Source organism: Methanoculleus thermophilus (assembly GCF_001571405.1).
Lineage (GTDB): Archaea > Halobacteriota > Methanomicrobia > Methanomicrobiales > Methanoculleaceae > Methanoculleus > Methanoculleus thermophilus.
The window spans coordinates 55521-79023 of record NZ_BCNX01000010.1 but is presented as its reverse complement, the minus strand read 5'-3'; the positions used below and the strand labels follow the sequence as shown (position 1 = coordinate 79023).

Sequence of the window (23503 nt, the reverse complement as noted above, 5' to 3'; positions counted from 1 at the left end):
GAATGGCAATCAATTTTGAAGTCATACACAAAGATATCGCAGGGAGGGTGGGGCGACTCCGGGTGAACGACAAGATCGTCCGGACACCTGCCCTCCTTCCCGTCGTCAACCCGCACCTTCCTCTGGTGACCCCCCGCGAGATGCAGGAGATGGGGGTTGAGGCTCTGATCACGAATGCCTACATCTTCAGGCGGAGCACAGAATACCGCGATCGAGCGCTTGCGGAAGGGCTGCATCATGTTCTCGACTTCGACGGCGTCATCATGACCGACTCCGGCTCGTTCCAGCTCTCGGTCTACGGGGAGGTCGAAGTAAGTAACCGGGACACGCTTGAGTTCCAGCAGGCGATAGGGAGTGATATTATTGTCCCCCTGGACCTCCCCACCCCGCCGGACGCCAGCAGGGAGAGGGCTGAGCGGGAGCTCGCGATCACCATGGACCGGATTCGTGAAGCTCAACAACTCTTCCCTGACGCGAACCTGGCAGGGCCGGTGCAGGGCGGAATCTTTACCGACCTCCGTGAGGAGGCGGGACGGGCCGTCCAGGACCTGAACTTCACCTTCTGTCCTATCGGCGCCGTTGTGCCGCTGATGGAGAGTTACCGCTACCGGGATCTCGTTCGGGTCGTCCTCGCGGCCAAACGCGGCCTCTCCCCTGCAACCGCCGTCCACCTCTTCGGTGCAGGCCACCCGTCGATGTTCGCCCTTGCCGTTGCCATGGGCTGCGACCTCTTCGACTCGGCCGCGTATGCTCTCTTTGCCCGGGAAGGGCGCTACATCACCCCGCACGGGAGCTTCAAGATTGAGGAGCTCGCGGAACTCCCCTGTCCCTGCCGGGTCTGCCGTTCGATGACCGCCGACGAACTCCGGAAGTCCGAGGATCGGGAAAGGCTGCTTGCTCTCCACAACCTGTATGTCACTATCGCGGAGATCGCCCGCATCCGGCAGGCAATTTTGGACGGGACCCTCTGGGAACTGGTCGACGAGCGGTGCCGGAGCCACCCGCGTCTCCTCGACGGCTACCGGGAGCTCCTCGCCCACGCTGCGGAGCTTGAGCGCGATGACCCTGTCTCCAAGCGCCGGTTCTTCTACCGGGGTTCAGAGAGTTGCCAGAGAACTGAGGTGCTCCGGTACCAGGAGGTCATCCCCCGGATCCCGCTCGGTGACCGGGTACTGGTCTCGTTTGACGGGCGCGAAGTTCCCGGGTTTGACACGGTGCTGAACTTCAAGCCTCCTTTCGGGCCGTATCCCACGGAACTTGCGGAGACCTTCCCCGTGGGCCAGAGTGAGGTCCCGGAATGGGACGATGAGATGGTCCGGTCGGGATGCGCAGGGATCCGGGCATTGATGGAGGCGCACCCAGAGAAACAGTTTGCCGTCCGATGCGGTGAGGAGTGGATCCGTCTCGTCCTCGAGGAGCTCCCTGATGTGGAGGTGTACCGTGAGCAGGTATGAGGCTCAAAAACGCGACGGTCTTGCGCGAATAGGAGTTTATGAAGAGGGTGAAAAGAGGGTATCCCTCCCTGCCGCCCTCGATACTGACGCTCTCTTCCCGGCACTTCGCAAGCGCCCCTTCTCAAACGTCCCGCTTGCCGCGGATGAGGCGTTTGTCCGCGACTACTTCTCCCCCGGGGAGGGGCAGCCGATGGCCGTCCACCCGCTTGCCCCATCGAGAGCGGAGTCGGGTGACTGTGTCCTGATTGCGAACTGGCATACGGCGCTTAAAAACCCGCGGAACTACGCAGGGTGGCTTGCGGTCTTAAAAGAGAAGATCCCGCCGGACACTGCATGGTATGCCCCGGCATCTGCGCTCCCCTCGACCGCCTGCCTCCTCATCTACTCGGGCTTTGATCTCTTCGACTATCGGGCGGTCGATCTTGCCTCCGCGCAGAATCTCTTCTGCCTCCCGGAAGGGGAGTTCCCCGCTTCACTGATGGAGACCGGGGTATGCGGGTGTGAGGGCTGCCGGGACGGCGACCTTGCAAAGCACAACCGCCTCGCGCTGGACCGGGAGATTGCCCTCGTGCGGCACTACATCGAGGCGGGCAGGCTCCGGGAACTGATGGAGTTGCGATGCCGTGCAGACGCCGCACAGGTGGGGGTCATGCGGTTCCTCGACCGGAACTATGCATTCATGGAGCGCTCCCTCCCGATAGTGCGGGCGGTGCCGATGCACGCAAACACCGCCGAGTCTCAAAATCGTGCGGAGATCCGGCGGTTCGCCGATCGGGTGATCGAACGGTTCATCCCGACCAGAACCGACGTCGCGGTCCTCCTCCCCTGCTCGGCGAAGAAGCCTTACTCACTCTCCCGGAGCCACAAGTTCTTCATGAACGCCGTGGACCGGCGGGCTCACGAACTGATCGTCACCTCACCCCTCGGCCTTGTTCCCCGAGAACTTGAGCGGATCTATCCGGCGGGCCACTACGACGTACCGGTGACCGGCTACTGGGACCGTGAGGAGTGCGCCTTCATCGCCGATATCCTCGCCCGCTACTTTGCTGCGCACCCGTACCGCCGGGTGATCGCGCACCTTGAGGGCGGAGCGCTCACCGTCGCAGAGATGGCGGCGGAAGCCTGCGGGATCGATCTCGAGGTGACCTGCCGGGGACACCCAACCTCGCCCACCTCGCTTCGGGCGCTCTCCGACGCCCTCGAGGGTGAACGGCGGATGCAGACCGACACCATTCGCGGGACCGTCTCCTGGCAGTTTGCGACCGATATCGATACAAAAGGCCTCCAGATCCGTGGTAGGAGCATGCAGATGGCGGTCCTCCGCGGAAAGCAGCAACTCTTCAGCATCGACCCCGGGACCGGGCTCTTCCGCCCGACGTTTGAGGGGTGGGATCTGATACCGGAGGGTTACCGGGTCAGGATCGATGCGTTCGTCCCGCAGGGCGACATCCTCGCGCCGGGGATCACGGACTGCGACCCCCGGATACGGGAGGGCGATGAGGTGCTGATCGAAGGCCCGCTCGCGATCGCCACCGGCCGGGCGCTGATGGGCGCAGACGAGATGCTCCGATCAAAGCGCGGGATCGCGGTGAGGGTGAGGAAGGTGAGGAAGGTTGGGGAGTAAGTGAGCCCTGGGGGTTTGCTTCCCCCTGGGGTCATGTTTTGCAGGCGGTTGGCCCTGAAACAACTGTAAGATGTCATTTTTTGCCTGCGGCGTCGGGTAACTCCGTGTGGCGAGTATAGAGCCCGGAACAGTGGACCGTGGTGCGCATCGCCACGCGGGGGTGGGGCTGACGGGGAGGGGGGCGAGCCCCCCTCCCCTGTCTCCGTATATTAATTATGGAGGCATGTTATTCCCCCACCCCGCCCGGCCTTCGGCCTCCTCAGACGCACCTACGGTGCTTCAACTCTGCTCCTAGTGGAGCGTCGTAGCTCGCACCTGACGGTGCTCGTGCTCCTGCCGTTCCGGCAGTCGCACCCCACACCTCGGAGCGGGGGCAGTGCGTTGCGATGAGCGATGGTTCGTAGAACCGGAGCTTGAGCACCACTTAGGTGCGTGTGGCGACGTTTCGATAGAAACGGAGCTAAAGTTCCGCTAGGTGCGTAAAGCGATGGTTCAGAGAACTAGATCTTGGGCACCGTTAGGTGCGAGGTGCGACGTTCCGCAGGAACGTCGCACGAGAAGATCGAAGATCTTCGAGGGGCGAGCCCCTCTGTCCGTTATACGGGATGCCTATACCCCCCACCGCCCGCGCTTCGCGCTCCTCAATCGCACCTGGCGGTGCTCAAACTCCTTTCCCTGCGGGAAAGTCGTTCCGCCCCCAAGGGGGCGGGCAGTGCATGACGATTGCCGATGGAAATTTGTTCAAGGGCTTTTGAAACTATCTGGATTTCGTTGACTTACGAATCTCAGCAAAAAGAAAATCAGGCCCCCCAACCCGGGGAACCCCAAAAACCCTTGCTTTCCTTACTTCTTCCTCGGGACGAGCTTCACCGCCGTCCCGTAGGCAAGGAGTTCAGCCGCTGTCGCCATTGTCTGGGACGTGGTGAACCGGATGTTCACGACCGCATCGGCCCCGAGGTCGCGTGCGGCGTTGGCCATTCGGTTGTACGCTTCAGTCCGTGCGTCGGAGAGCATCTCGGTGTACTCCTCGAGTTCCCCGCCGACGAGGCTCTTTAACCCGGCCATGACGTCTTTTCCTACGTGCTTCGTTCGTACCGTGTTGCCGAAGACCACGCCGAGGATCTCTCCTATCTCGTAGCCCGGCACCTCTTCAGTCGTTGTCAGTATCATCTTGCATCACTCTTGCATCGCTTCGATCTTTTCTTCGCGCCCTTGCCAGATGATCAGCGCAAGGCCGAGCACAATGAGCGGGACGCCGTATATGAGGAGGAATGGGAGCGTGAGAATCGCTATGACCGCGATCACCACACCGATGGCGGTCAGGGCAACCCCCCAACGTACCGGACTCCGCATACCTAACTCTGAGACGGACACGGGGATAAACCGTTCGCATTCCCCGTCCGGATCCGGATTATCTGTCTAAGCTCCGGAGGATCGCTGCGGCATCGATCGGCAGTAGCCTGCATGTGATAGCTGAAGTAAAGAGGCTGGAGCCACAATATGTATGAAAAGTTTGGGTGCGTCTCGATGTTAGGATCGGTCAGCACCGTCAGGAGTGAAGTAGTTGTATAAAATAGAAAAGGCGACCAAACTCGCCGACCGAGTTTATGAATTCTGGATACGCGCGCCGCATGTGGCGCAGCACGCGCGGGCAGGCCAGTTTCTTATCCTGCGCCTGCACGAGGCGGGCGAGCGGATACCACTCACTATCTCTGCGGTCAGGGAAGACGCTGTCAGAGTGATCTTTATGACCGTCGGCAAGACGACCGAGGAACTAGCGACGCTCCGTGCGGGCGATCGCATCACGGACGTCGTTGGGCCGCTTGGGAAACCGAGCGAGATCGCCAACTACGGCACCTGCTGCGTCATCGGCGGGGGTGTCGGGATCGCGAGCACGCCCCCCATCGCGAAGGAACTAAAAGATGCCGGCAACCACGTCATCGGGATCATCGGGGCGCGCAGCGCCGATCTTCTCATCCTCGAGGATGAGATGCGGGAGATCTGTGACGAACTCTACATCACGACCGATGACGGGAGCAAGGGCGTCCACGGATTTGCAAGTGATGTCTTAAAGAAACTGCTTGAGGAGCGCACGCTCGACCGGGTCTGGATCATCGGCCCCGCCATCATGATGAAGGTCACCTCTGGCGTGACGGTGCCCTACAACGTGAAGACCTACGTCAGCCTCAACCCGATCATGGTCGACGGAACGGGAATGTGCGGCTCCTGCCGGGTGACCGTCGGTGGGGAGACGAAGTTCGCCTGCGTCGACGGTCCCGAGTTCGACGCCCACCAGGTGGACTTTAACGAACTGATGCAGCGCCAGCGTATCTATACCGCACAGGAGAAGGTCTCGCTTGAGCGGTTTGCGGAGCACCGGTGCCGGTGCGGCGAGGGGGGTCACCGCCATGAGTGATCGGCCGGCAGACGTAAGGATCCGCGACTTTGGTGAGGTCGATATCGGTCTTTCCACGGACGAGGCTATCAACGAGGCGGCGCGGTGCCTGCAATGCAAGAGACCGCTCTGTGTTCGGGGTTGCCCGGTCGGCATCGATATCCCCGCGTTTATCCGCGAGGTCGCGGAAGGCAACTTCCCGGCAGCTGCACGGGCACTCAAGGAGCAGAACATGCTCCCCGCCATCTGCGGCAGGGTCTGCCCGCAGGAGACACAGTGCGAGGGCGTCTGCATCCTCGGCAACAGAGATGCCCCGATCCGGATCGGAGCGATCGAGCGGTTCGTGGCCGACTGGGAACGGGCAAACGGGCCCGATCTCCCTGAGGTGGCAAAGCCGACCGGAAGGCGTGTGGCCGTCGTTGGGTCCGGTCCGGCCGGGCTGACGGCCGCGGCCGAACTCGCCCGCGCCGGTCACGCCGTCACGATCTTTGAGTCGCTCCACGAGGCCGGTGGTGTTCTGACCTACGGCATCCCTGCGTTCAGGCTCCCGAAAGATGTCGTCAAAGCGGAGATCGACCAGGTTCTCGCTCTCGGCGCCCGGTTAAAGAAGAATCACGTTGTGGGAAGAAGCATCGGCGTGGACGAACTCCTCTCTTACGATGCGGTCTTCCTCGCGACCGGGGCGGGGCTCCCCGCGTTCATGGGCATCCCCGGCGAGAACTTAAACGGTGTCTACTCTGCAAACGAGTTCCTGACGAGGGTGAACCTGATGCACGCCGAGGCGTTCCCGGAGTTCGACACCCCGGTCTTGCATGCGGCTCGCGTTGCGGTGATCGGCGGCGGCAACGTCGCGATGGACGCCGCCCGGGTGGCACGCCGTCTGGGAGCAAAGGTCTTTCTGATCTACCGGCGCGGCGAAGAAGAGATGCCGGCACGAAGAGCGGAGGTCGTTCATGCAAAGGAGGAAGGGATCGAGTTTTACACCTGCGCCAATCCGGTCCGGATCCTTGGCGATCAGCACGTCACAGGGATCGAGTGCGTGAAGATGGCCCTCTGCGGTATCGACGCGAGCGGTCGCCGCTCTCCAAAGCCGATCGAGGGAAGCGAGTTCACCCTTGATGTGGATATGGTCATCCAGGCAATCGGCACAAGCCCGAACCCGCTCCTTGTCTCTCTGATCCCGGGCCTTGAGCGCGGACGGAAGGGCAACGTCATCGTCGACGAGAACGGTCGGACGTCTATTCCCCACGTCTACGCCGCCGGTGACATCGTCACCGGCGCGGCGACGGTGATCGAGGCTATGGGCTCGGCAAAGCGCGCGGCCGCGGCGATCGACGCGATGTTGAAGGGAGAGTAAACTTTTTTTTTTGGATCGGCCCGGGGACAAGGCCGGGTCCAACCCGTTCTTCAGGTGTGCCGCCTGGAGGGGCGATGTTTCACCAAAGCGGAGTTCGAGCGGGATGCCCCCTCATGCCCGGATGGGCAGGCGCGCATGCCGGACAGGAGCGTTTGCAAAGGGCGTATCCGCCGCCCCGACCCTATCTCCGCTTCCGGTACAGGACGAAACTCATCCCTACGCCAAAAGCCGCGAGGATCGTTCCGAACCCCGGCGTCGTCGTCCGGAGCGACTGCCCGGGCGCCAGGTCCGAGGGGATCTGCACGACGTCCGTCTCCCGACCGGCCCGAACGGTGATCTCCCAGACTATCCGGTCGCTGTCGTAGACTTTCAGCACGACGTTCTCGACGCAGGCGCCCGGAGACTGCCCGGAGAGGACCTGCGCCTCCGCTTCGGCTCTCCCGACCGTGAGGTTCTCTTCCGAGATGTAGGTGGTGGAGACGATCTCTCCTCCCGAGAGGTCGACGATGTACTCCGTGAACACGCCGGTATCGTTGATGAAGTAGACCTGCGCCCGAGAAGGTTTGGACGTGATCTCCTCATAGCGGTTGGGGGATTGATTCTCGACGTACGACCGCACCCCGCCGTCGTTGCTGAGCGCCGGGTACTTCGCAAAAATCTTCGGGAAGGTGAGTTCCGCGGCCAGGGGCAGCGCCTCATCGCAGCCGATAATCCAGATTTGCCCGATGGACTGTTCGCCGCCGTGTTCATCGGCTCTAATCTTGTTTAAATAGACGAGCTGTTCTTCGCAGGCGTTCGCCGGCACGATGTACACGTACTCATGCGTGTGGTTGTACGTGTTCTCATGCCACCAGATCTCCCCATGTTCAGCGATGAATGCGGTGATCGTCTCGTTGGTCTTCGCGTTCGGGTGAACCCCAAACAGAATTCCCGTCTGGTTTCCCTGCCCAGGGAGAGGCGTCACGACCGCATCTGCGGGTATGCTGCAGACAAGCACCGCAAGGATGAGACCGAGCATCAGAAGGACAACGCTTTTCGACATAAAAAAGGGTTAGTTATACCTCGGAACCTCTCCGAGGAGAATCTGCGTTCTGAAATCTTCGTACCTGAGAATGCCATCGCCGGTTGGGTCGTTCGGGTCCTGCGTGTAATAGGAGTCATCGGCGTCACCGTAGATGGTGATGTTGATGTGGTTGTTTCCCGCTGCCCTGTAAACCTGGGGATTGTCAAATACATCCCATGTTGGATCCGAGTGGATCCAGGCATTTCCATTCCATGATTCTGCAATAGCATGCCCTGTTATATTACCGGAAGGCAGTTCCATGGTGAACGATAGGAATCGCGTCGGGATGCCCAGTGCGCGGGTGAAGGCGGTATACAGGGTCCCATACTCATCGCAGACCCCTTGATATTTTCCGTTTATGGGAGACGGATGGTCTAGGGTATACAGATCAGAAAATATATACTCAACGTACATTGTTTCGTTATTATATTCCATCATATCATGAACCCGTTGCATTATTTCGTAGGCAGACTGATACGGCTCTGTCGTACCATCAGCTGCCTGCGCTGCTTCGAGTAACACCCTATATCCCTCACTGAATGGGAAATGATATAGATCACTTGTCTCGAGGTTTTCTCCGCCGTCAGGATCGAAGAGATGCGCCGCATCGTTGTTATACTTTTCTATGGCATCGATCGGCATTCTTGCCATCCACGACGTAAGGCCGGTCGGATCAACTCTGATCTCGACTGCCATCGGTTTTATTCCGATGGAACTGTGCTGTGGGAGAACCTCGAATGGAACCGTCACAGTGAGGTCCGCTCCCGCTGCAAGATCCGAGAAGGGTACACCACACCCATACCCATCCTTAAGCGACCAGAGGATGACCATCCCGCTCGCTGCAGAAGAAGCATAGTTATGAATCGTGATCTCGTGGTAGACAAATGTGTCCTGTGTCCAGTACCAGGAGATAGTTCCCTGGGTCATCCTCACGTCCGGCATTAAATCCCTGGTGCCGAGGTCACTGCTCTCGGTTTGCAGCGTCAATGATACTTTACCGGGAGAGGTTGGAACTATGGAGGTTGGAACTATGTCTGCATCGATTACCGGGAATTCTGATTCTCTCTTCGGATCTAGAATGATTACTCCGGGGTGCTGCCGTGCGATCTCCTCAGTGATCGGAACCCTCTGCGGGGTTTCAATGACCGGAGTATACTTCGACATATCCCTTGGCTCAACCCACTGGTCGAACGTATCGAGCCAGCCCCTTGATTCATTCTCTGCACTCACCGCCGGCACCATCGTTCCGCTCACCAGCAATGCAGCGAGAAGCATGGAAAGTGCCCGCGGTCCAATTGTTTCTTTCATCTGTTTGCCTCCTCTAACGTCCCCGGAGGCAAAGAGGCACAGTTCTTAAGTACAGGGAGTGCAAATCTATCTCTTGCCTTCGGGCAGTGGGGGGGCTCATCCGGTCTTGGACGGATAGGGTGAGCCTCCACGGTTTTGCGAACGCTGTTTTGAGCCTCCGCACTCTAGCCTAGACGTCTGGGCATTTATGTTTTCTGTCCTTTTTCTTTACACGTCCATCGGCTGTTTGCAAAAACGAGGCATTCGGTCTCATCCAGAATGACGCAGGTGCAGGAGAACGAATATTCTCGCGGCAAGGAAGGTCGTGCAAGGTACGCCAGTCGATCCAGAGGATGGGTATCTGCTGATCCAGCAGCGTTTACCCCCAGAAGAGCATCCAGAGCCCGAATCCTATCAACAGAATCCCGCTTCCCGCTCGAATGATGTCCCTGTATTCCCGTATCCTGCTTGACGAGGCGTATCCCCCGAGGACCCCGACGCCGAGGAACGGCGTGAGCACCCCGGCCCCGAAGATCAATAGGAGCGACAAGTCCTGCACGGTGCCGTCGATCAGGATTCTGTTCAGCAGGACAAGGAGCATCGGCGCGGCGCACGGGGCCTTGACGATCGAAAATATCATGCCCAGAACGAACAACCCGGCAAGGGTGGTCGAGTGCCTTCGTATGGATGACTTAACATAGTTATCTGTAGAGACCGGGAGCCGTATCAACCCGAGCAGGTTCACCCCGGCGAGTATCGTGATCAGTCCCGCCGCGATGGCGAGGTACGGACCGAAACCGCCGAGCGACATCCCCGCCAGCAGGAAGCAGCATCCCATGATGATATACGCGGCGACCAGCCCCAGGCCGAATATTAACGAGTTCAGAAGACTGCTTCTCAGCCCTTTGCCCGACCCGGTGACGTACACCAGGATGAATCCGAGTATTGCCATCAGGCAGGGTGAGAACCCGGAGAAAAGGCCCAGGGAGAATGCAAACGGGATATTCCAGTTAATCGGCGGCGAGTTCTCCAATCGGCGGCGAGTTCTCCTGCGGCTCAGCACCGGCAAGGGACTGCTCGATCGCCGCCCTGAGGTTCTCGTCGGTGATCTCCTCTTTGGGAATTGTGACGGTGCCGTTCACGACTACGGCCGGGACTTCGAGAAATGCGTACGCGTTCCATCGCTCCCAACTGTCCACAGTCTCGACGTCGATCCATTCGATCGTGAGGGCGCCGTCGTAGGTGCTTTCCAGGTCCGCAATCAGCGGATCAGTCAGTTTGCAGTCCGGGCACCGGTCCATGTGTTAGTATTCGAGGGGGATCGTTGAGGCCGCGACTGCAGGAATGCACAGAGTGCATGCGATGAGCAGAGCGGCCAGTACCTGCACTGCCTTTACGGTCATGAGCCCTCTACCTCTCACAGGGGTGCGCAGAACACATCGATCACTCTGCTGGTCATCCATCAGCCATCAATCCGCTCCCTCCGGTGCGCGCCGTCGTTCCCAGATATAGAGGATGGGAAAAGCAACGATACCAACAAGCGCGATTGCCTGGAGGAGGGGGAGAACGGGGTACCCCAGTACCAGGTAGCGCAGAAGGACGATCCCAGTTGCTCCGAGGTAGAAGATGGCCGATCGTGCGAAGGTGATGTGGCGCTCCCCACCATCGATGAAGACGATGCGCGTCAGAAGCAGGCCGAGGATGACAAGGACAGGGAGCCAGAATATCTGGTTGATGGAGTATGCAAGGGACGCATAGCTATAGATCAGGAAGATCGTGACAAGAAGGGCGGCGTCGGTCATCTTCTCAACGATGCCTCTTCTCCGTGCTGTCTTCTTTTCTCCGCGCTTCCCCAGTCGAAACGCATGACAAAGGATATTCGCGGGATTGGGGTCGGTCAGGCCTTCTTTTCGTCTATACCACACCATAACGCAGGCGACTATTGCAGCGATCATCAATGGCAGGGGTAAGAGCAAAAAAGCTGGCAATGGGAGGTAGTCTGTTGTGATGATGTAAGCGATGACGATAAGCGAGATTCCAAAGGTTGCAACTGAACGCCACAACTCTTCTTTGGCAATAGTATCAATCTTCATGCGTACACCACCGATGCGCCATCGGGAATCGTGAACGTGAACTCATCATCATTTATCACGCAATTCATTGAGTAATTTCGATATTCCAGGGTTAGCACCAGATTGCCCTTATCGTAACTCTGCAGTTTTAACGGGGTCATATTTTTGGAGTCGATCCACAATACGTACTCTTTTGTGTTGTCCTCGCGGTCCAACTCGTGAGGAGTCAGTTTTACTTTATAGACCGGAATTGAGTTGATTGATTCTATCCCTTGTTCCTCTACCGTGTAATTTTTAGTAATGTTGTCGGTCAGTAATGTGTAGATCGCAGGCGCTGGTCTCTTTTCAGATGGTGTCAAGTGTCTTACGAGCACATTATTTTTCTCCGGATCATAGATCCAGACGACATCTCCATTCGAAACGATCTTCAAGCGTGTAAAAGAGTCACTTTTTTCAATCTTTCGAAATCTATCTGGTTTCTGTAAAAGTACGTCATATTCAATTGCCCTCGTTTCGTTGACTATGTTCAAAGTAAGTATTTCAATATACGCTAAATTTTCGATATTTTGCTGTTTCTCTATGGCTATTTCCAGAGGTGTACCAGAACTAATGTCTGTACTTACACAACCGGAACAAATGAGTCCGATTACTACAATAGCCAATATGGATTGAGAGTCCCTTTGTACCACCATCATATCCACCTTAAAAAAAGAATGATGGGGCTACCCTGGTTCACATACATTGCCCCATACACCATGCTACCTCTATCCCCAGACAAGCCGCGGCAGGTGCACAAGAAACTGCACTCGGCAGAGCAGCGCAGGGCCGCAGCAGAATTACACAGACGTCGCAGAGTGGCAGCCCGGGGCAGGTAGTTCCTACAATCGCACAGATACAATCTCCGATGATACACTCGCCTACGCAAGGCCAATAATCATCATCCTCAGCTGTCGTAATGAACTGCTCTGGCATGCCCTCGACCAGGGAACCTCCGTCGACGATAATTTCTTCAAGGACATCTCCATTGCTGCCGATTCTAGCGAACGTGAGTTTATACAGGGACCCATTCTGATACGTGTTTGTGTACTTGAGTACCCGAGTATTGTCGCTATCCCAGACGGCAACGACGTTTGATATCTGGACAGAGCCGCCTTTTTCGATAACGGATTCAACGGGCAGTACTACAGCCGTCATATGATTGATGGATCCATCTTCAAGTTCTTTATCGAGAGAGAATGTCTCAGCATTCTCGACAATCTTACTCAGATCTTCGGAACGCGGGATCTCTGAGAGTTTTCGCACATCGTCCAAATCCAGTGCAGAAGCAACAGCCTCGTACTTCTCCAGGCCCGACAGATCAGTTTTTTGCATGTCTTGTTTGGCATCGCCGCAAGGTGTTCCGGGCTCGCACGCCATCACCGGCACAACGCCCACGCTCACCAGCAGCACGGCGAGAAGCGCGGAGAGTGCCCGCATTCCAATGTTTCTGTTCATTTGCTTTCCTCCTGTTTCTTTCCCAGGAGGCAAAAGAGGCACATATTTAAGTACGCAGAACGCGTACGTTCCCTTTGCCTCTGGGCATGCGGGGCGCGTCATCCGGTCGTCAACCAGGGATGGGCAGCCCCACACCTTTTGCAGACGCCGCTCTGAAGCATCCACACAATGACATGAATGGCGATCTATTTAGAAATTCTGTCCAATTTCTTTACACGTCGGCAGATATTTGCCGAAAATGAACGGAGAGAACCCTCCCCGGAAGACGAGGGCACAGGAGAGAACCCATTCTCACGGCGGTAATGCCGTACAGGACGCAGCAGCCTCAGACTGCCGCACTTGCGCGCGCCCTGCACCCGAACTACCGGGTTCTGTCGATAGACAGGCAGGCCTGCCGGCCGATTGCATAAACTGTATCAGCCATGAGTGACAGTACCTTCAACCCGTACAAAAACCCGTCGAAACCAGGACGCTCCTATCCGGAGGTCCCATGAAAAAGAGCCAGATTGTCATCTGGAGCATCCTCATCACTCTCGTCTTTGTGCATTACTTCTACATGCCCGAGCAACCCGAGGTCACCAGGGGAGAGATGCATATCTCTTTCGACGCCCGGGAGTGCCGACCCGATCTGGTTGACCTCTGGAATACGCTTGCACAGGAGCAGGCGTTTTCGAACGAGTCGGCCGTGCTCATCCAGCTGAACCAGTATATCGACAAAGACGGAACAGTGCAGTGCACCGGACTCCACTGGATCGGCTACGTAGACGGGGAGGAGCACGCGTACGAGGTATATGTCCACCAGAGCGGCAACGTGTATTATAACGACCAGATATTTGACTTCCCCATGCAGGGGGTACATCCCCTCGCCATATTACGCGAGGTCGACAGGATCGAGTTTGACGATCTCACTCACGGAGAATACAATATAACGCTCACGACGTTCAAACACGACGGTCCAATGACCTACAACAAAACCAACGGCGACCTGTACGCCTTCGCGGACGGATCGCTTCGTCCCCTGAAGGAGGCCACGTTCTCTTCCGAAGCCTCCCGGCATATGATCGAGATCTTCCCGGAGATCGGGCAGTCGGGCGGGATTACGACCGCAGAGAGCATATCGGATCACATCATCCTCTTCCCCGAGCAGGAGATCGCCCGGGCCGACTCCGTCGTCCATGCATGACGTGCAGGCGGCGCCCGGAGACTCTGAACACATCCTCGATAAGCCGCGGGGCGATCCGGGAAAAGAGGCAAACGGTGTAGTTATGGAGAACTGTCGAACGGCAATCAGATACCGGTGCCGGACACACGCCCCCCGGCGATCGTGGGCTTCCACGATCCGTGGGCTTGTACACACTCTTTCGCATCGGCGCAGAGGTAGTAGCGTACGAACCGTCCTTTCTTCTCGTCTCTGACAATGCTGTCCCGGAGCAGCGGTTTCATATGCCAGGTGACGTTCGCGCCCGACATTATGAGCCGGGACGCGATCTCTTTTCTCGTGCTTCCCGGGTGTTGCAAAACGATATTGAGTATCCGACTCTTTGACTGCTCGTTGAGATATCCCGCCACCTTTCGTTCCAGATCAGAACAGGCGCCCGTGTCGACGTAATATCTCATACCTCTGCAGTTCGGCTCGGGGACGACCGTTCCCATCCTGCATAACATCTCTACGTGGTAGCGGAGGGTTCCGATATTCATCCCGAGCAACCGGGAGAGAGAGCTTGTATTGATTCCCGGATTATCGCGTATGCATAGGTACATTGCATTCCGGGTTTCGTTCTCAAGGACGTTATTGTGCAGGACCCTCTTATGGCCGAAATGCAACCATGTGAGCAGCGAGAATACAAGCTGCATCGGGATAAAAAGCACCGGAACGAATATGGATACGAGTCCGAGAGTAACAATCTCCAGGGGGATATTCCAGACGTACACCGGCATCGGATCCAAAGGCACCCTCTCCGGATATGCGTCCTGAACGATAGTAGCACATGCGGCAGACGGCAGCAGTGCGAGGCAGAGGATGGCCAGAGCGATTCCGGCAATCCGCACTCGCATGACCATGGATTTATATAAAACCGGTATCAATAAAAAGATTTGGTTTGGTAGGTGTTCGGCTTTGTTGAAAGCATGTGAGAGGTAATCATTTAAGCATAAGCATTGCAATTCAAAATATACGGAATGGTTCCTGTCACACTCTCTCCATACACTTCAATTCTCCAGGTACCTGATGCTGGGCTGCTTATATCTATGCGGATCTTTCCATCTGGACGTCCACCATAGTTGTCATGGTACGAACCATACAGGCTCCCATCCGGTCTGTAGATCTCCAATTCCAGGGAGTGGTCCGGGGTAAACCAGTTTAAGTAAACATTCAGTAAGGACATCCCAGCTGGTACATTGAGCAGATGAGTATCAGTCTCCCCCTGTGTAATCGTAAAATACTCACGGGTTCCGTACCCGTCCGCCTGCGAGAGAAGTCCCGCGACTCCGTCATTTTCGTTTCCGATACCTGCAGCTGAAACCACCGGCACGATGAAGGCGACGACGGCAAGAAGTCCTATAACGCGGCTGATCTTCATCAGAATCCACCGATGAGACATCGGAAGACCTCCGTATAAAAATTCTGTCCAATTTCTTTACACGTTTTATATACGCAAGCAGTACGTCGATCTCGGCGCGTGAGAGATCACCCGAGCGTCTCCGGAATAGCACGCAGGATCACGGGCATTCCGCCGAGAATCGTCCATTCCGCACCTTTCTGAAGGACAAGCGCAATACGGGAAAGGTGTTGCGCGGAATATTAAACCCCACCTCAAGGGGTTTTCCGAAAAATGACCGTTGAAGCAAGAAATTACTCACGACGAAACCAGGACTTTTTCTCCGACAAAACCCAGACGTGTAAATAATTTGCATACGTTATCGGTTAATGTAAAGAGTACCGCCGGCTAACCCGCTCCTCTCCTCTTCATTGTTCTCTCCCGGGCAGGTCCCTGCCCGGCACCGTACCCCCCCGGCAGGTGATCCGGCATCATCCCGACCACCCTACACTCAGCGCGTGGCCACCCCGTTCATGGGTTCGGCGGTGAACATCGCGCTCCCGTCCATCGCCGCTGAGTTCGCTCCCGACGCAGTATCGCTCAGTTTCGTAGCCTCGTCCACTTCCTCGCGACCGCGATCTTCGTCGGCGTGCGGGATTGACCGGCGTCACTCCGAAACGCAGTAAACGTAGTAGACCCGGCGGTCGCCCTCCGTCACGATGTCCACCCCGTGCACCTCGTTCTCGAACCCGGGGAAGAGCGCGTTGAACTCCTCTGATGATCGTAGGTAATCGACGATCGCCCGCGTCTCCGGACCGCATCGCTCCCCCGGCATGATGACCGGGATACCGGGAGGATAGGGGACGACCATCACCGCGACCGTCCTCCCCTCGAGATCGCTTGCGGGCACCGGCGTCACCTCGCCTCGAACCAGGCGGCGGTAGGCCTCCGCAGGTGTCATCACCTGTTCCGGTAATCTCGAGTAAACGTTTCGGACCATCTCTGCGATCGACTTCTCGCGCAGATGTTCGTGCATCTCCTGGCAGAGGTCGCGGAGCCCCCGTTCTGCATACCGGGCGGGATACTGGCGCACGAGATCGGGGAAGACCTCTTCGAGGGGGCTGTTTCGGTCGTAGAGGGCCTTGAATCGGAAGAGTTCCGCAAGCAGCGTCCCGGACTTGCCCTTGGTGATCCCGAGCGTGAAGAGGATCAGGAACGAGTAATGTCCGGTCTTCTCGACGACGATCCCTCTCTTCCGGAGGTACTTCGTGACGATGCTCGCCGGGATCCCCTGTTCCTCCATGCTCCCGCCCGGTCTGATCCCCGGGGTGAGGATCGTCACCTTGATGGGATCGAGCATGGCGTATCCCTCCTCAATGCCGTCGAACCCATGCCAGGTATCGTGGGGATGTAACAGCCAGCAGCCTGCCTGGTCCCGGAGCATCCAGTCCTCCACTTCTCCGAGCGGCCGCTCCGCCTCCTGGTCCATGATGCAATCGGGCTGCCAGACGGTGAACCACCAGTAGTCCTCCTCGGTGAAGGGGCCTCGCCGGATCTCTTCGGCCACTGTCACCATCTTCTTTCGAAAGACGATCGCCTCCTCGATCGCCTCCTCGACGAGGAACCTCCCCGAGTGACCGGCCATCATCTTGGTGGCGACGTCGAGGGACGCTATGATGGTGTACTGAGGTGAGGTGGAGGTGAACATCATGAACGCCTCGTTGAACCGCGGGTGGTCGACCGGTCCCCGGCCCTGCCTGACGTGGAGCATCGAGCCCTGCGAGAAGGCGGCGAGGACTTTGTGGGTCGACTGGGTGGCAAAGACCGTCGGCCCGACCGTATCTGTGGTGTGCATCCCGTAGCGTCCCGCATACAGGGGATGGAACCGGGCGTAGCCGAACCACGCCTCGTCGTAGTGGAGGTATGGAACCACATTCCGCAACTGCTCCTCGATCCTCTCTGTGCTGTAGCAGATCCCGTCGTAGGTGGAGTTCGTGATCACGGCCATCTTGATCGTCTCTGCCGCAGGGTCGTCGATGAGCGGGGAGTTGCGGATCTTCTCTGCGATGACCTCGGGGTGGAACTCGCGGCTCTGAATGGGACCGATGATCCCATACTCGTTCCGGGTTGGTATGAGGTAGATGGGGATGGCACCGGTCATGATGATTGCGTGCATCACGGATTTGTGGCAGTTCCGGTCGACAAGGACAACGTCGCCGGGGGTAACGGTCGCAAGCCAGACGATCTTGTTCGCGGCCGATGTCCCTCCGGTGACAAAGTAGGTCCGATCGGCCCCGAAGACCTCCGCGGCCTTCCGTTCCGCCTCACCGACGACGCCGGAGTGCTCGAGGAGCGATCCAAGTTCCGGCACCGAGGCCGAGAGGTCGGCCCGCAGAGCGTTCTCGCCGAAGAAATTGTAGAATATCCGGCCTGCGGCGCTTTTGAGAAACGCGACGCCCCCCATATGCCCCGGGGTATGCCAGGAATACTTGTACTCCTCAACGTAGTCCATCAGCCCATGGAAAAATGGAGGAAGGATATCAATGAGGTAACTTGTCGCCGCCCGTTTGATGTGGCCGGCGATGAAGCTGGGGGTATCCTCAAGTTTCCAGATGTAGCCGTCAATCCGGGATATGACGCTCAAAGGAATGGCGGAGATCGCCAGTTTTTCGGTGTTTAAGAATATCGGAACCTTCGGATTGCGCTCCCTGATGAGGGTGATGACGTCGGCTGCGGTGAGCATGCCGTCCGCGGCCTCGGGGGTGAGTTCCCAGTCGATGACGATGCAGCTTGCATGCGGGTGCGACAGAAATGCGTGAACCCCGTCGCGAGCATTCAGAGCCTCGATTATGGAGAAACCTTCGTCCTTCAATTCTTTGATGATCTCGCGAGATGCACGGCCTTCAGCAGTATCTGAATGCAACTCATCGTCGATGATGAGAATAGGGAACTCCTCCAGGTAATCCATGCGGCCACACCCTTGGAATGATGATCTGGGGCGTCTTTTAGGTTCGGACGGGACCACTCCTCCATTTCCATGGCGGGATACAGACAGTCCACCTTATAGACCAATGTCTTCCATGTGGGTATTTTGTGCCTAAAGCGTATCGGTATCGCCTCTACCCGAAAGATCCAGATCTCTTGGGGGGAGCGGACGCCATTCTTCCCCGTCTCCGTGCCACGTCCCTCACCACAACCCGGTTATCATCGCTCCTGGCGCGAGGAACGCGGTCAGGAGGAGGAGGATGGGCTGGTGCAGGAAGTAGATGAGGAGCGAGTGCCGGCCGAGGAACGAGAGGGGATGCGCAAGCCTCGGTTCTCTCGTCGTGAGTACAAATCCGCGTCGTCCGTCCGGATAGTAGAGGTGCCCGAACGCCATCCCGGCGAGGACAAGGCCGAACCAGGGGAGGAGCGGGACGTAGTCGAGACTCGCGAACGACTCCGGATGGATGCCGAGCCAGAGGAGGGGCCACGGGCCCGGGATGGCGTTTGTGGCGTAGCCCGCAACCAGGCAGGCGATGCTTGCAAGGATGAGATTCGTCGCGCCAAAGCGCGCAAAGAGCGGCGCGATCAGGATGGCGACCCCGATGAAATGGAGAATGCCAAAGACGATATAGACATTCGGCAGGAAGAACCAGGTAACAGCAGTTATGACGAGCCCGTAGCCGAATATCGTAAGGCCGCGCCGGACGTATTTGAGCGTGAGGTCCCGCCCGGCAAGCCGCTCCGAAGCCCGGGCATAACTGATGGTGAAGGAGAGCCCGACGAGGAAGATGAATGTCGATGCGGTCAGGTAGGCGAGCATCCGAAGGAAGCCGCTCGAGACGTTGAGCGGCAGGACTCCGAAGAAGTTGAGGTCGAAAGCGGCATGGAAGATGATCATCGTCACGACGGCGATACCCCGGACGATATCGATCTCCCAGTAGCGCTCTCCCGGCATAGTCTTCGCCGTCAGAAGAATCTTCGCCTGATCGGGGCCCCGCAGTCAGGGCAGGTCTTCATATCGGCGATCTCCTTCTCTTGCTCCTCGGTAGGTTCGTTATAGATCCGGGTGAATCCGCACTCCCGGCTGCACTCGAGAACGATGAACGGACTACAGATCCGGCCCATGACCCTTCACCCCGTCTACCTGATGCAGGTATATCATCTCTGTACACTCATAGCGGCAATCTGATAAGCATTTACCCGGGGTCGGGAAGGGAGTATTATTTCACGTCACCGCATAGCAAGTATGGAAACGGGCCTATGAACAACCGAGACGAACATATCATAGAGGCTGCCGGAAGGTGCCGGGTCGTGATTCAGAACGGTCGTGTGGTCGAGGTCGGGACGCCCCTGATCGAGGACTGCCCACTGGCGCGACGGTTTGCCTGCCCGGTCGAGGAGATGACGCCTGAGGCGATCCGAAGAAACATCGAAGGGAGAATCCGGTCGTTTGGGATGTGCACTCCGGATCGGGAGGTTCTTGCCGGTCCGGACTTCGTCATCTTCGGGGCATCGGAACTCTTGAGCAGCGCTGTCCGCCGGGGAGACCTCGACGCTGTGGTGATCGTATCCGACGGGGCAGGGACGCTTGTCGCGGCGAATCCCGCCCTCATCCAGGGGATCGGCGGCCGGATGTCGGGCCTCGTAAAGACTTCCCCTATCCCTGAGGTGATCGCACGAATTCGGGAGAACGGGGGCGTGGTCCTTGACCCGAAGACCGCCACGATCGACCAGGCCGCCGGCGTTGCCCTTGCGCGATCGCTCGGGCACCGGCGGATCGCCGTGACCACCGCCGTTGCCGCCGAGGCTGCGGTAATCCGGGAACACTTCCCCGAGACCGTCATCGTTGCCGTTCACACGACCGGGATCTCGCGAGAGGACGCGGCGCTGATGGCGAGATCTGCCGATCTCCTCACTGCCTGCGCGTCGCAGCACATCCGCGATGAGGCGGCGAAGGCCGCGCTCCTGCAGGCAGGGACATCAATCCCGGTCTTTGCGATGACCAAAGCGGGAAAGGCGATCATTCTCGGGAAAGTCGCGGAGACCGATCAGCCGGTCATCGTCCACGGAGCGCGCCTCCCGGTTCCGGGCTCTCAGTCTCCCTCGCCGCTCTGCTGATTACTGGTCTGATATGCCGATATGATCCGGGAGTTCGGAGAATTCTGAAAGGATGATATCGGCCTCAACGTCACTTGGCCGGCTTGCGCGCCAGTCGCCGTAGGCGGCAAACGCGGTCACCATCCCTAGATGCCTCCCGGGAGCGATGTCGCGAACCAGGCTATCGCCGACCATCATCGCCTGCGCAGGAGGGGTCTCGAGTTTCCGGAGGGCGTAGAGGAGCGAGTCCGGTTCCGGTTTCCGTCTCCCCGAGACCTCCGGTGTCACCACGACCTCGAAGTAATCGATGAGCCCGGTCTTTGTGAGCCGCTGGTGTGCATGGAGCAAATCTGCGTCGGTGACGACCGCGAGCCCAATCCCGGCGTCTCTGAGGAACTGGAGCGTCTCTTCGACACCTGGGTACGCCTCGACCAGGTCGAGTTTCACGTCTTCGTAGGTGCGGCAGCAGACCTCAAACGTCCTGGGTTCGTAGACCCCGAGACGCTCGAGGTAGTCACGTATGTTTTCATGATCTTCAAACCCATGGATTCCCCGGAGAAACTCTGAAAAGAGCATCTCCGCGTCTCCAACACCGAGATAATCGACCACGCACCGGCAGGCCTCACGCTTTGCTCCAACAAGGTCAAAGAGAGTGTTATCCATATCGCAGAGGATCGCCTCTACCGTTCTATGCCGAGTTTTTGGAGTTGTCTGCATATCTCCAGTTCCCTGGTGAATTCATGATATGTTTCGTCGTCAAAAAATCGCACCTTCAGCTCATCAAGATCGTTGCCCTTCCCGCCGTATTCCCCGAAGACGGCAAAACCGTTGCAACCCACGAATCCAAAGACGGCAGCAAGATTGAAGAGCAGCCGCCGGAATCCCTGGGCCGTACAGGTTGTTGTCTCTAACCTGTATGGGCGGTCAAAGTAGAAGTACTCAAGCCCTTCAGCCATGCAGAGATCCGCCATGTAGACGTCGGCTGTCAGAAGCACCGGGAGAGCATACCGTTCCTCTTCGAACTTCCGGAGCGCTTTGACAATATTGCGATCGTTCTCTTCCGTCAGGTGCGTATGAGGGCCTGGCGATGCGATCTCTGTCGCCCGGTCGCGGATGATGCGATACTCTTTCAGAGCTAGGTATGCCGCTTTTCGGGATCTCTTCATCCGCTTGTTCTCGAGTTCCTTGATATAGTCTCGCAAGCCCGGTGCATGCGCCACCATCTCCTCGATCTTTTTTGCCGGGTACTTACGGTTGATTGCGTATGCGATCTCGTCGCGGACGGTCTCAACGATCAGGTAGGAGGCATGATCGATCTCCGGGTTGTTTGTTGCAAAGCCATGGTAGAAGAGATTTGTATCCAGACCAAAGAAGACGGCTTTCTTGAGTTGCCCATACGATGTGAGCATTGCATCGAAGGCGGCCTGGTTTGCGTAGCGGGCGACCCCGCTTGCGAGCATGCATTCCAGGAAGTCTGCGTAGTTGGGAAGTTCGGCGGCAATCGGCTCGTACTCCGCGAGCCAGCCCTGGAAGGTCTCGCGTGATGCAAGGAGATCCAGGGAGTAGCCGATGCCTTCTGGGCGTGCAACGAGGATATCCCCCTCATAGAGCGGATATGTGACGTTGATCTCATCTAGGCTGTTTAAGAGGATCTGCAGCTCATCTTCCCTGATGACTGCATCATTCATGGCCTTACCCCCGCATCCTCCATGATATCCCGGATCTTCTGGATCTGATGAGGGATCATCATGTACGGTTTTGCAACGTTGTCTGTCGTCTTCATGGCAAGATAGTAAATGTGTCTTAGATCGAGTCCGGCGAGTGAGACCGCGATGAGTGCTCCTGCGACGATGACCTTCCTCCCGGAGGTGATATCGATCGCCACGTAAAACCCCTGCTGGATGAGGTCAGCGACGAGAGAGCGGATCGTCCGCCCGGCCTGCACAAAGTCTGCTTCAGGCAGAACCTCCACCCTGATTACCGGAGTGAAGCCATATCCCTCCGATATTATCCGGATGGCCTCGGCTACGGTCGATGTCTTCGATGCATAGGGTTCCTCGGTTACGATAGAGACCTGTTTGGGGCGCAACCCCTTCTCCCGCAGGACTGCATGATATGCGTTGACGAGAGCCCATGTTGAGCGTCCCAGAAGTGCTATGTAGGCATCGCCCTGGGCGGTGATCATGAAGAAATCACTGCTCAATGACTCACCCTGTCGCTATATAGGCTTTGTTGGAGGTTCGCTCCTCGAATTAGATCTCAGAGACGAGAACCCGAGCGATTTGCTTCCTTATTTTGGCGATAATTGGCTGCAGAGCGAGTATCCGAAGACTGTATCCGATCAGATGTCAGATTCTGGCAGTTTTTTGTTGCCAGAGTCTTGAAAAACCTCTTTAAAGCGAAAGAAACTGGAAAAATAACGCAAAATATTTGGCAACTCTTTTATGATCAACCCCCCCACTGTGCTACAGAAGCGCGAGTATATCCCTGGAGAGATCTGTTTTATGAAGAAGAGAAAAACTCAATTGAGGGCACCTGCTGAAATCTGGGGATTGGCGGACCCCGACCAGCAGAGGAAGGGCCGCCAGGATGCTATCGATGACGGTGATCTCATTGAGATCACCCGAATGGGAAGAGATATAGGCATCATGTATCCCCTTGCAGTCTCGGCGCGGGCTGCAGAGATTATGGTGCCATTCCCAAACATCCCGCAGGAGACTGTTACGGAGAATTTGTGGGACATCCTACATGCGTTCAGGGATAAAGCCAGTACGACGACCGAGGAGGAGTTCGAGTTTCAGGCGAGCATCTACCTGAATGGTCTCGTTCCCACCCTCACGTTCAAGGCCACTGTCTCCCCGGGAGACGACGGCGAGCCGGTCATCACCATCATGCTGCCGGACGAGAACTGGGAGACGATTGGAGGCGGCTGTCGCCACCATGCCTACAGTGATCGGATGCTCACCGTTGATGACGTCGCCTCAACCCTGAACTTCACCCCCGGCCGAATCCGGGAGTTCATTCGGGAAGAGCGGATCCCGGCCGTCAAGTGTGGAGGATCCTGGCGGATCAGGCGTTCTGAACTCGAGCGGATTATGAACGAAGGTTTCTAACCGGCTGTTTTGTGATGGTTGCAGG

24 protein-coding genes are annotated in these 23503 nt (G+C 57.5%); 7 read left to right on the top strand and 17 right to left on the bottom strand.

What is annotated here, in order from left to right; translation table 11 throughout:
- The first annotated feature begins 2 nt into the window (after nucleotides 1-2).
- Complete coding sequence (tgtA, locus tag MCUTH_RS09885; protein WP_066958532.1) at nucleotides 3-1454, top strand: tRNA guanosine(15) transglycosylase TgtA; 1452 nt, start codon at nucleotides 3-5, stop codon at nucleotides 1452-1454.
- Nucleotides 1426-3078, top strand: a complete 1653-nt coding sequence (arcS, locus tag MCUTH_RS09880) for an archaeosine synthase subunit alpha (protein ID WP_236707454.1) — start codon at nucleotides 1426-1428, stop codon at nucleotides 3076-3078. Before tgtA ends, arcS begins: the two co-directional genes overlap by 29 nt.
- 843 nt (nucleotides 3079-3921) lie before the next feature.
- On the opposite strand, the gene MCUTH_RS09875 is transcribed toward arcS, so the two are convergent.
- Both MCUTH_RS09875 and MCUTH_RS11855 read right to left on the bottom strand, forming a co-directional pair.
- Nucleotides 3922-4248: a YbjQ family protein gene (locus tag MCUTH_RS09875; protein WP_066958529.1), complete on the bottom strand. Its 327-nt coding sequence runs from the start codon at nucleotides 4246-4248 to the stop codon at nucleotides 3922-3924.
- A gap of 6 nt (nucleotides 4249-4254) precedes the next feature.
- On the bottom strand, nucleotides 4255-4431 hold the full coding sequence (locus tag MCUTH_RS11855; protein WP_169795901.1) for a hypothetical protein: 177 nt from the start codon (nucleotides 4429-4431) through the stop codon (nucleotides 4255-4257).
- 211 nt (nucleotides 4432-4642) lie between these two features.
- Here MCUTH_RS11855 and MCUTH_RS09870 point away from each other — a divergent pair, with 211 nt between their 5' ends.
- A complete protein-coding gene (locus MCUTH_RS09870; protein WP_066958527.1) occupies nucleotides 4643-5494 on the top strand; it encodes a sulfide/dihydroorotate dehydrogenase-like FAD/NAD-binding protein in 852 nt (283 codons plus the stop codon).
- Nucleotides 5487-6830, top strand: coding sequence for an NADPH-dependent glutamate synthase (gltA, locus tag MCUTH_RS09865; RefSeq protein ID WP_066958597.1), 1344 nt, complete (start codon nucleotides 5487-5489; stop codon nucleotides 6828-6830). The genes MCUTH_RS09870 and gltA overlap by 8 nt, the downstream gene beginning before the upstream one ends.
- A gap of 181 nt (nucleotides 6831-7011) precedes the next feature.
- Here the strand turns inward: gltA and MCUTH_RS09860 are convergent, their stop codons facing one another.
- The 7 genes from MCUTH_RS09860 to MCUTH_RS09830 all read right to left on the bottom strand — a co-directional run bounded on the left by MCUTH_RS09860 (nucleotide 7012) and on the right by MCUTH_RS09830 (nucleotide 12746).
- The gene (locus tag MCUTH_RS09860) at nucleotides 7012-7872 is read right to left on the bottom strand and encodes a PGF-CTERM sorting domain-containing protein (RefSeq protein WP_066958525.1); all 861 of its coding nucleotides are present in this window, start codon (nucleotides 7870-7872) and stop codon (nucleotides 7012-7014) included.
- Between the two features lie 9 nt (nucleotides 7873-7881).
- Nucleotides 7882-9201, bottom strand: a complete 1320-nt coding sequence (locus MCUTH_RS09855; RefSeq protein ID WP_066958524.1) for a transglutaminase-like domain-containing protein — start codon at nucleotides 9199-9201, stop codon at nucleotides 7882-7884.
- 358 nt (nucleotides 9202-9559) lie between these two features.
- Complete coding sequence (locus MCUTH_RS09850) at nucleotides 9560-10243, bottom strand: cytochrome c biogenesis CcdA family protein (RefSeq protein ID WP_224732808.1); 684 nt, start codon at nucleotides 10241-10243, stop codon at nucleotides 9560-9562.
- A complete protein-coding gene (locus MCUTH_RS09845; RefSeq protein ID WP_066958519.1) occupies nucleotides 10191-10481 on the bottom strand; it encodes a thioredoxin domain-containing protein in 291 nt (96 codons plus the stop codon). The genes MCUTH_RS09850 and MCUTH_RS09845 overlap by 53 nt, the downstream gene beginning before the upstream one ends.
- Before the next feature lie 168 nt (nucleotides 10482-10649).
- Nucleotides 10650-11273, bottom strand: coding sequence for a hypothetical protein (locus MCUTH_RS11620; protein ID WP_150468733.1), 624 nt, complete (start codon nucleotides 11271-11273; stop codon nucleotides 10650-10652).
- Nucleotides 11270-11947 (bottom strand): LolA family protein, encoded by a 678-nt coding sequence (locus tag MCUTH_RS09835; protein WP_066958514.1) that lies wholly within the window; start codon nucleotides 11945-11947, stop codon nucleotides 11270-11272. The genes MCUTH_RS11620 and MCUTH_RS09835 overlap by 4 nt, the downstream gene beginning before the upstream one ends.
- 37 nt (nucleotides 11948-11984) lie before the next feature.
- On the bottom strand, nucleotides 11985-12746 hold the full coding sequence (locus MCUTH_RS09830; RefSeq protein ID WP_066958512.1) for a hypothetical protein: 762 nt from the start codon (nucleotides 12744-12746) through the stop codon (nucleotides 11985-11987).
- Nucleotides 12747-13236: 490 nt separating this feature from the next.
- Between MCUTH_RS09830 and MCUTH_RS09825 the strand changes: the two genes are divergently transcribed.
- Complete coding sequence (locus MCUTH_RS09825; protein ID WP_066958510.1) at nucleotides 13237-13929, top strand: hypothetical protein; 693 nt, start codon at nucleotides 13237-13239, stop codon at nucleotides 13927-13929.
- Between the two features lie 104 nt (nucleotides 13930-14033).
- On the opposite strand, the gene MCUTH_RS09820 is transcribed toward MCUTH_RS09825, so the two are convergent.
- From MCUTH_RS09820 to MCUTH_RS11850, 5 genes are all read right to left on the bottom strand, one after another.
- Nucleotides 14034-14807 carry a winged helix-turn-helix transcriptional regulator gene (locus tag MCUTH_RS09820; protein WP_066958508.1) on the bottom strand — a complete coding sequence of 258 codons (774 nt, stop codon included), beginning with the start codon at nucleotides 14805-14807 and terminating at the stop codon, nucleotides 14034-14036.
- A gap of 83 nt (nucleotides 14808-14890) precedes the next feature.
- Complete coding sequence (locus MCUTH_RS09815) at nucleotides 14891-15325, bottom strand: PPC domain-containing protein (protein ID WP_150468734.1); 435 nt, start codon at nucleotides 15323-15325, stop codon at nucleotides 14891-14893.
- Nucleotides 15326-15950: 625 nt separating this feature from the next.
- Complete coding sequence (locus tag MCUTH_RS09810) at nucleotides 15951-18251, bottom strand: Orn/Lys/Arg family decarboxylase (RefSeq protein WP_066958504.1); 2301 nt, start codon at nucleotides 18249-18251, stop codon at nucleotides 15951-15953.
- A gap of 219 nt (nucleotides 18252-18470) precedes the next feature.
- Entirely contained in the window at nucleotides 18471-19223 is a 753-nt protein-coding gene (locus tag MCUTH_RS09805) for a heparan-alpha-glucosaminide N-acetyltransferase (protein WP_066958501.1), read from the bottom strand.
- Between the two features lie 11 nt (nucleotides 19224-19234).
- Nucleotides 19235-19393, bottom strand: a complete 159-nt coding sequence (locus MCUTH_RS11850; protein WP_169795900.1) for a hypothetical protein — start codon at nucleotides 19391-19393, stop codon at nucleotides 19235-19237.
- A gap of 135 nt (nucleotides 19394-19528) precedes the next feature.
- Here MCUTH_RS11850 and MCUTH_RS09800 point away from each other — a divergent pair, with 135 nt between their 5' ends.
- Complete coding sequence (locus MCUTH_RS09800; protein WP_066958499.1) at nucleotides 19529-20386, top strand: methanogenesis marker 8 protein; 858 nt, start codon at nucleotides 19529-19531, stop codon at nucleotides 20384-20386.
- Here MCUTH_RS09800 and MCUTH_RS09795 read toward each other — a convergent pair whose 3' ends face one another.
- Genes MCUTH_RS09795 through MCUTH_RS09785 form a run of 3 tightly spaced genes read right to left on the bottom strand, consistent with a single transcriptional unit; the run spans nucleotide 20387 to nucleotide 22568 of the window.
- Nucleotides 20387-21082: an HAD family hydrolase gene (locus MCUTH_RS09795; protein WP_066958498.1), complete on the bottom strand. Its 696-nt coding sequence runs from the start codon at nucleotides 21080-21082 to the stop codon at nucleotides 20387-20389. It abuts the gene before it with no gap.
- Nucleotides 21046-22053, bottom strand: coding sequence for a PIN domain-containing protein (locus MCUTH_RS09790; protein WP_066958495.1), 1008 nt, complete (start codon nucleotides 22051-22053; stop codon nucleotides 21046-21048). Before MCUTH_RS09790 ends, MCUTH_RS09795 begins: the two co-directional genes overlap by 37 nt.
- The gene (locus MCUTH_RS09785; RefSeq protein ID WP_224732809.1) at nucleotides 22050-22568 is read right to left on the bottom strand and encodes a hypothetical protein; all 519 of its coding nucleotides are present in this window, start codon (nucleotides 22566-22568) and stop codon (nucleotides 22050-22052) included. Before MCUTH_RS09785 ends, MCUTH_RS09790 begins: the two co-directional genes overlap by 4 nt.
- Before the next feature lie 349 nt (nucleotides 22569-22917).
- On the opposite strand from MCUTH_RS09785, the gene MCUTH_RS09780 reads away from it, so the two are divergent.
- Entirely contained in the window at nucleotides 22918-23478 is a 561-nt protein-coding gene (locus MCUTH_RS09780) for a helix-turn-helix domain-containing protein (RefSeq protein ID WP_236707453.1), read from the top strand.
- The last annotated feature ends 25 nt before the right edge of the window (nucleotides 23479-23503 follow it).

Excerpts from the sequence above, each read along its gene's own strand:
- MCUTH_RS09845 (WP_066958519.1), bottom strand. The coding sequence starts at position 10,481 with ATGGACCGGTGCCCGGACTGCAAACTGACTGATCCGCTGATTGCGGAC.
- gltA (WP_066958597.1), top strand. The coding sequence starts at position 5,487 with ATGAGTGATCGGCCGGCAGACGTAAGGATCCGCGACTTTGGTGAGGTC.
- MCUTH_RS11620 (WP_150468733.1), bottom strand. The coding sequence starts at position 11,273 with ATGAAGATTGATACTATTGCCAAAGAAGAGTTGTGGCGTTCAGTTGCA.
- MCUTH_RS09820 (WP_066958508.1), bottom strand. The coding sequence starts at position 14,807 with ATGGTCATGCGAGTGCGGATTGCCGGAATCGCTCTGGCCATCCTCTGC.
- MCUTH_RS09830 (WP_066958512.1), bottom strand. The coding sequence starts at position 12,746 with ATGAACAGAAACATTGGAATGCGGGCACTCTCCGCGCTTCTCGCCGTG.
- MCUTH_RS09825 (WP_066958510.1), top strand. The coding sequence starts at position 13,237 with ATGAAAAAGAGCCAGATTGTCATCTGGAGCATCCTCATCACTCTCGTC.
- MCUTH_RS09810 (WP_066958504.1), bottom strand. The coding sequence starts at position 18,251 with ATGGATTACCTGGAGGAGTTCCCTATTCTCATCATCGACGATGAGTTG.
- MCUTH_RS09855 (WP_066958524.1), bottom strand. The coding sequence starts at position 9,201 with ATGAAAGAAACAATTGGACCGCGGGCACTTTCCATGCTTCTCGCTGCA.
- tgtA (WP_066958532.1), top strand. The coding sequence starts at position 3 with ATGGCAATCAATTTTGAAGTCATACACAAAGATATCGCAGGGAGGGTG.
- MCUTH_RS09875 (WP_066958529.1), bottom strand. The coding sequence starts at position 4,248 with ATGATACTGACAACGACTGAAGAGGTGCCGGGCTACGAGATAGGAGAG.
- MCUTH_RS09800 (WP_066958499.1), top strand. The coding sequence starts at position 19,529 with ATGAACAACCGAGACGAACATATCATAGAGGCTGCCGGAAGGTGCCGG.
- MCUTH_RS11850 (WP_169795900.1), bottom strand. The coding sequence starts at position 19,393 with ATGGGCCGGATCTGTAGTCCGTTCATCGTTCTCGAGTGCAGCCGGGAG.
- arcS (WP_236707454.1), top strand. The coding sequence starts at position 1,426 with ATGTGGAGGTGTACCGTGAGCAGGTATGAGGCTCAAAAACGCGACGGT.
- MCUTH_RS11855 (WP_169795901.1), bottom strand. The coding sequence starts at position 4,431 with ATGCGGAGTCCGGTACGTTGGGGGGTTGCCCTGACCGCCATCGGTGTG.
- MCUTH_RS09860 (WP_066958525.1), bottom strand. The coding sequence starts at position 7,872 with ATGTCGAAAAGCGTTGTCCTTCTGATGCTCGGTCTCATCCTTGCGGTG.
- MCUTH_RS09835 (WP_066958514.1), bottom strand. The coding sequence starts at position 11,947 with ATGATGGTGGTACAAAGGGACTCTCAATCCATATTGGCTATTGTAGTA.
- MCUTH_RS09815 (WP_150468734.1), bottom strand. The coding sequence starts at position 15,325 with ATGAAGATCAGCCGCGTTATAGGACTTCTTGCCGTCGTCGCCTTCATC.
- MCUTH_RS09795 (WP_066958498.1), bottom strand. The coding sequence starts at position 21,082 with ATGCAGACAACTCCAAAAACTCGGCATAGAACGGTAGAGGCGATCCTC.
- MCUTH_RS09790 (WP_066958495.1), bottom strand. The coding sequence starts at position 22,053 with ATGAATGATGCAGTCATCAGGGAAGATGAGCTGCAGATCCTCTTAAAC.
- MCUTH_RS09805 (WP_066958501.1), bottom strand. The coding sequence starts at position 19,223 with ATGCCGGGAGAGCGCTACTGGGAGATCGATATCGTCCGGGGTATCGCC.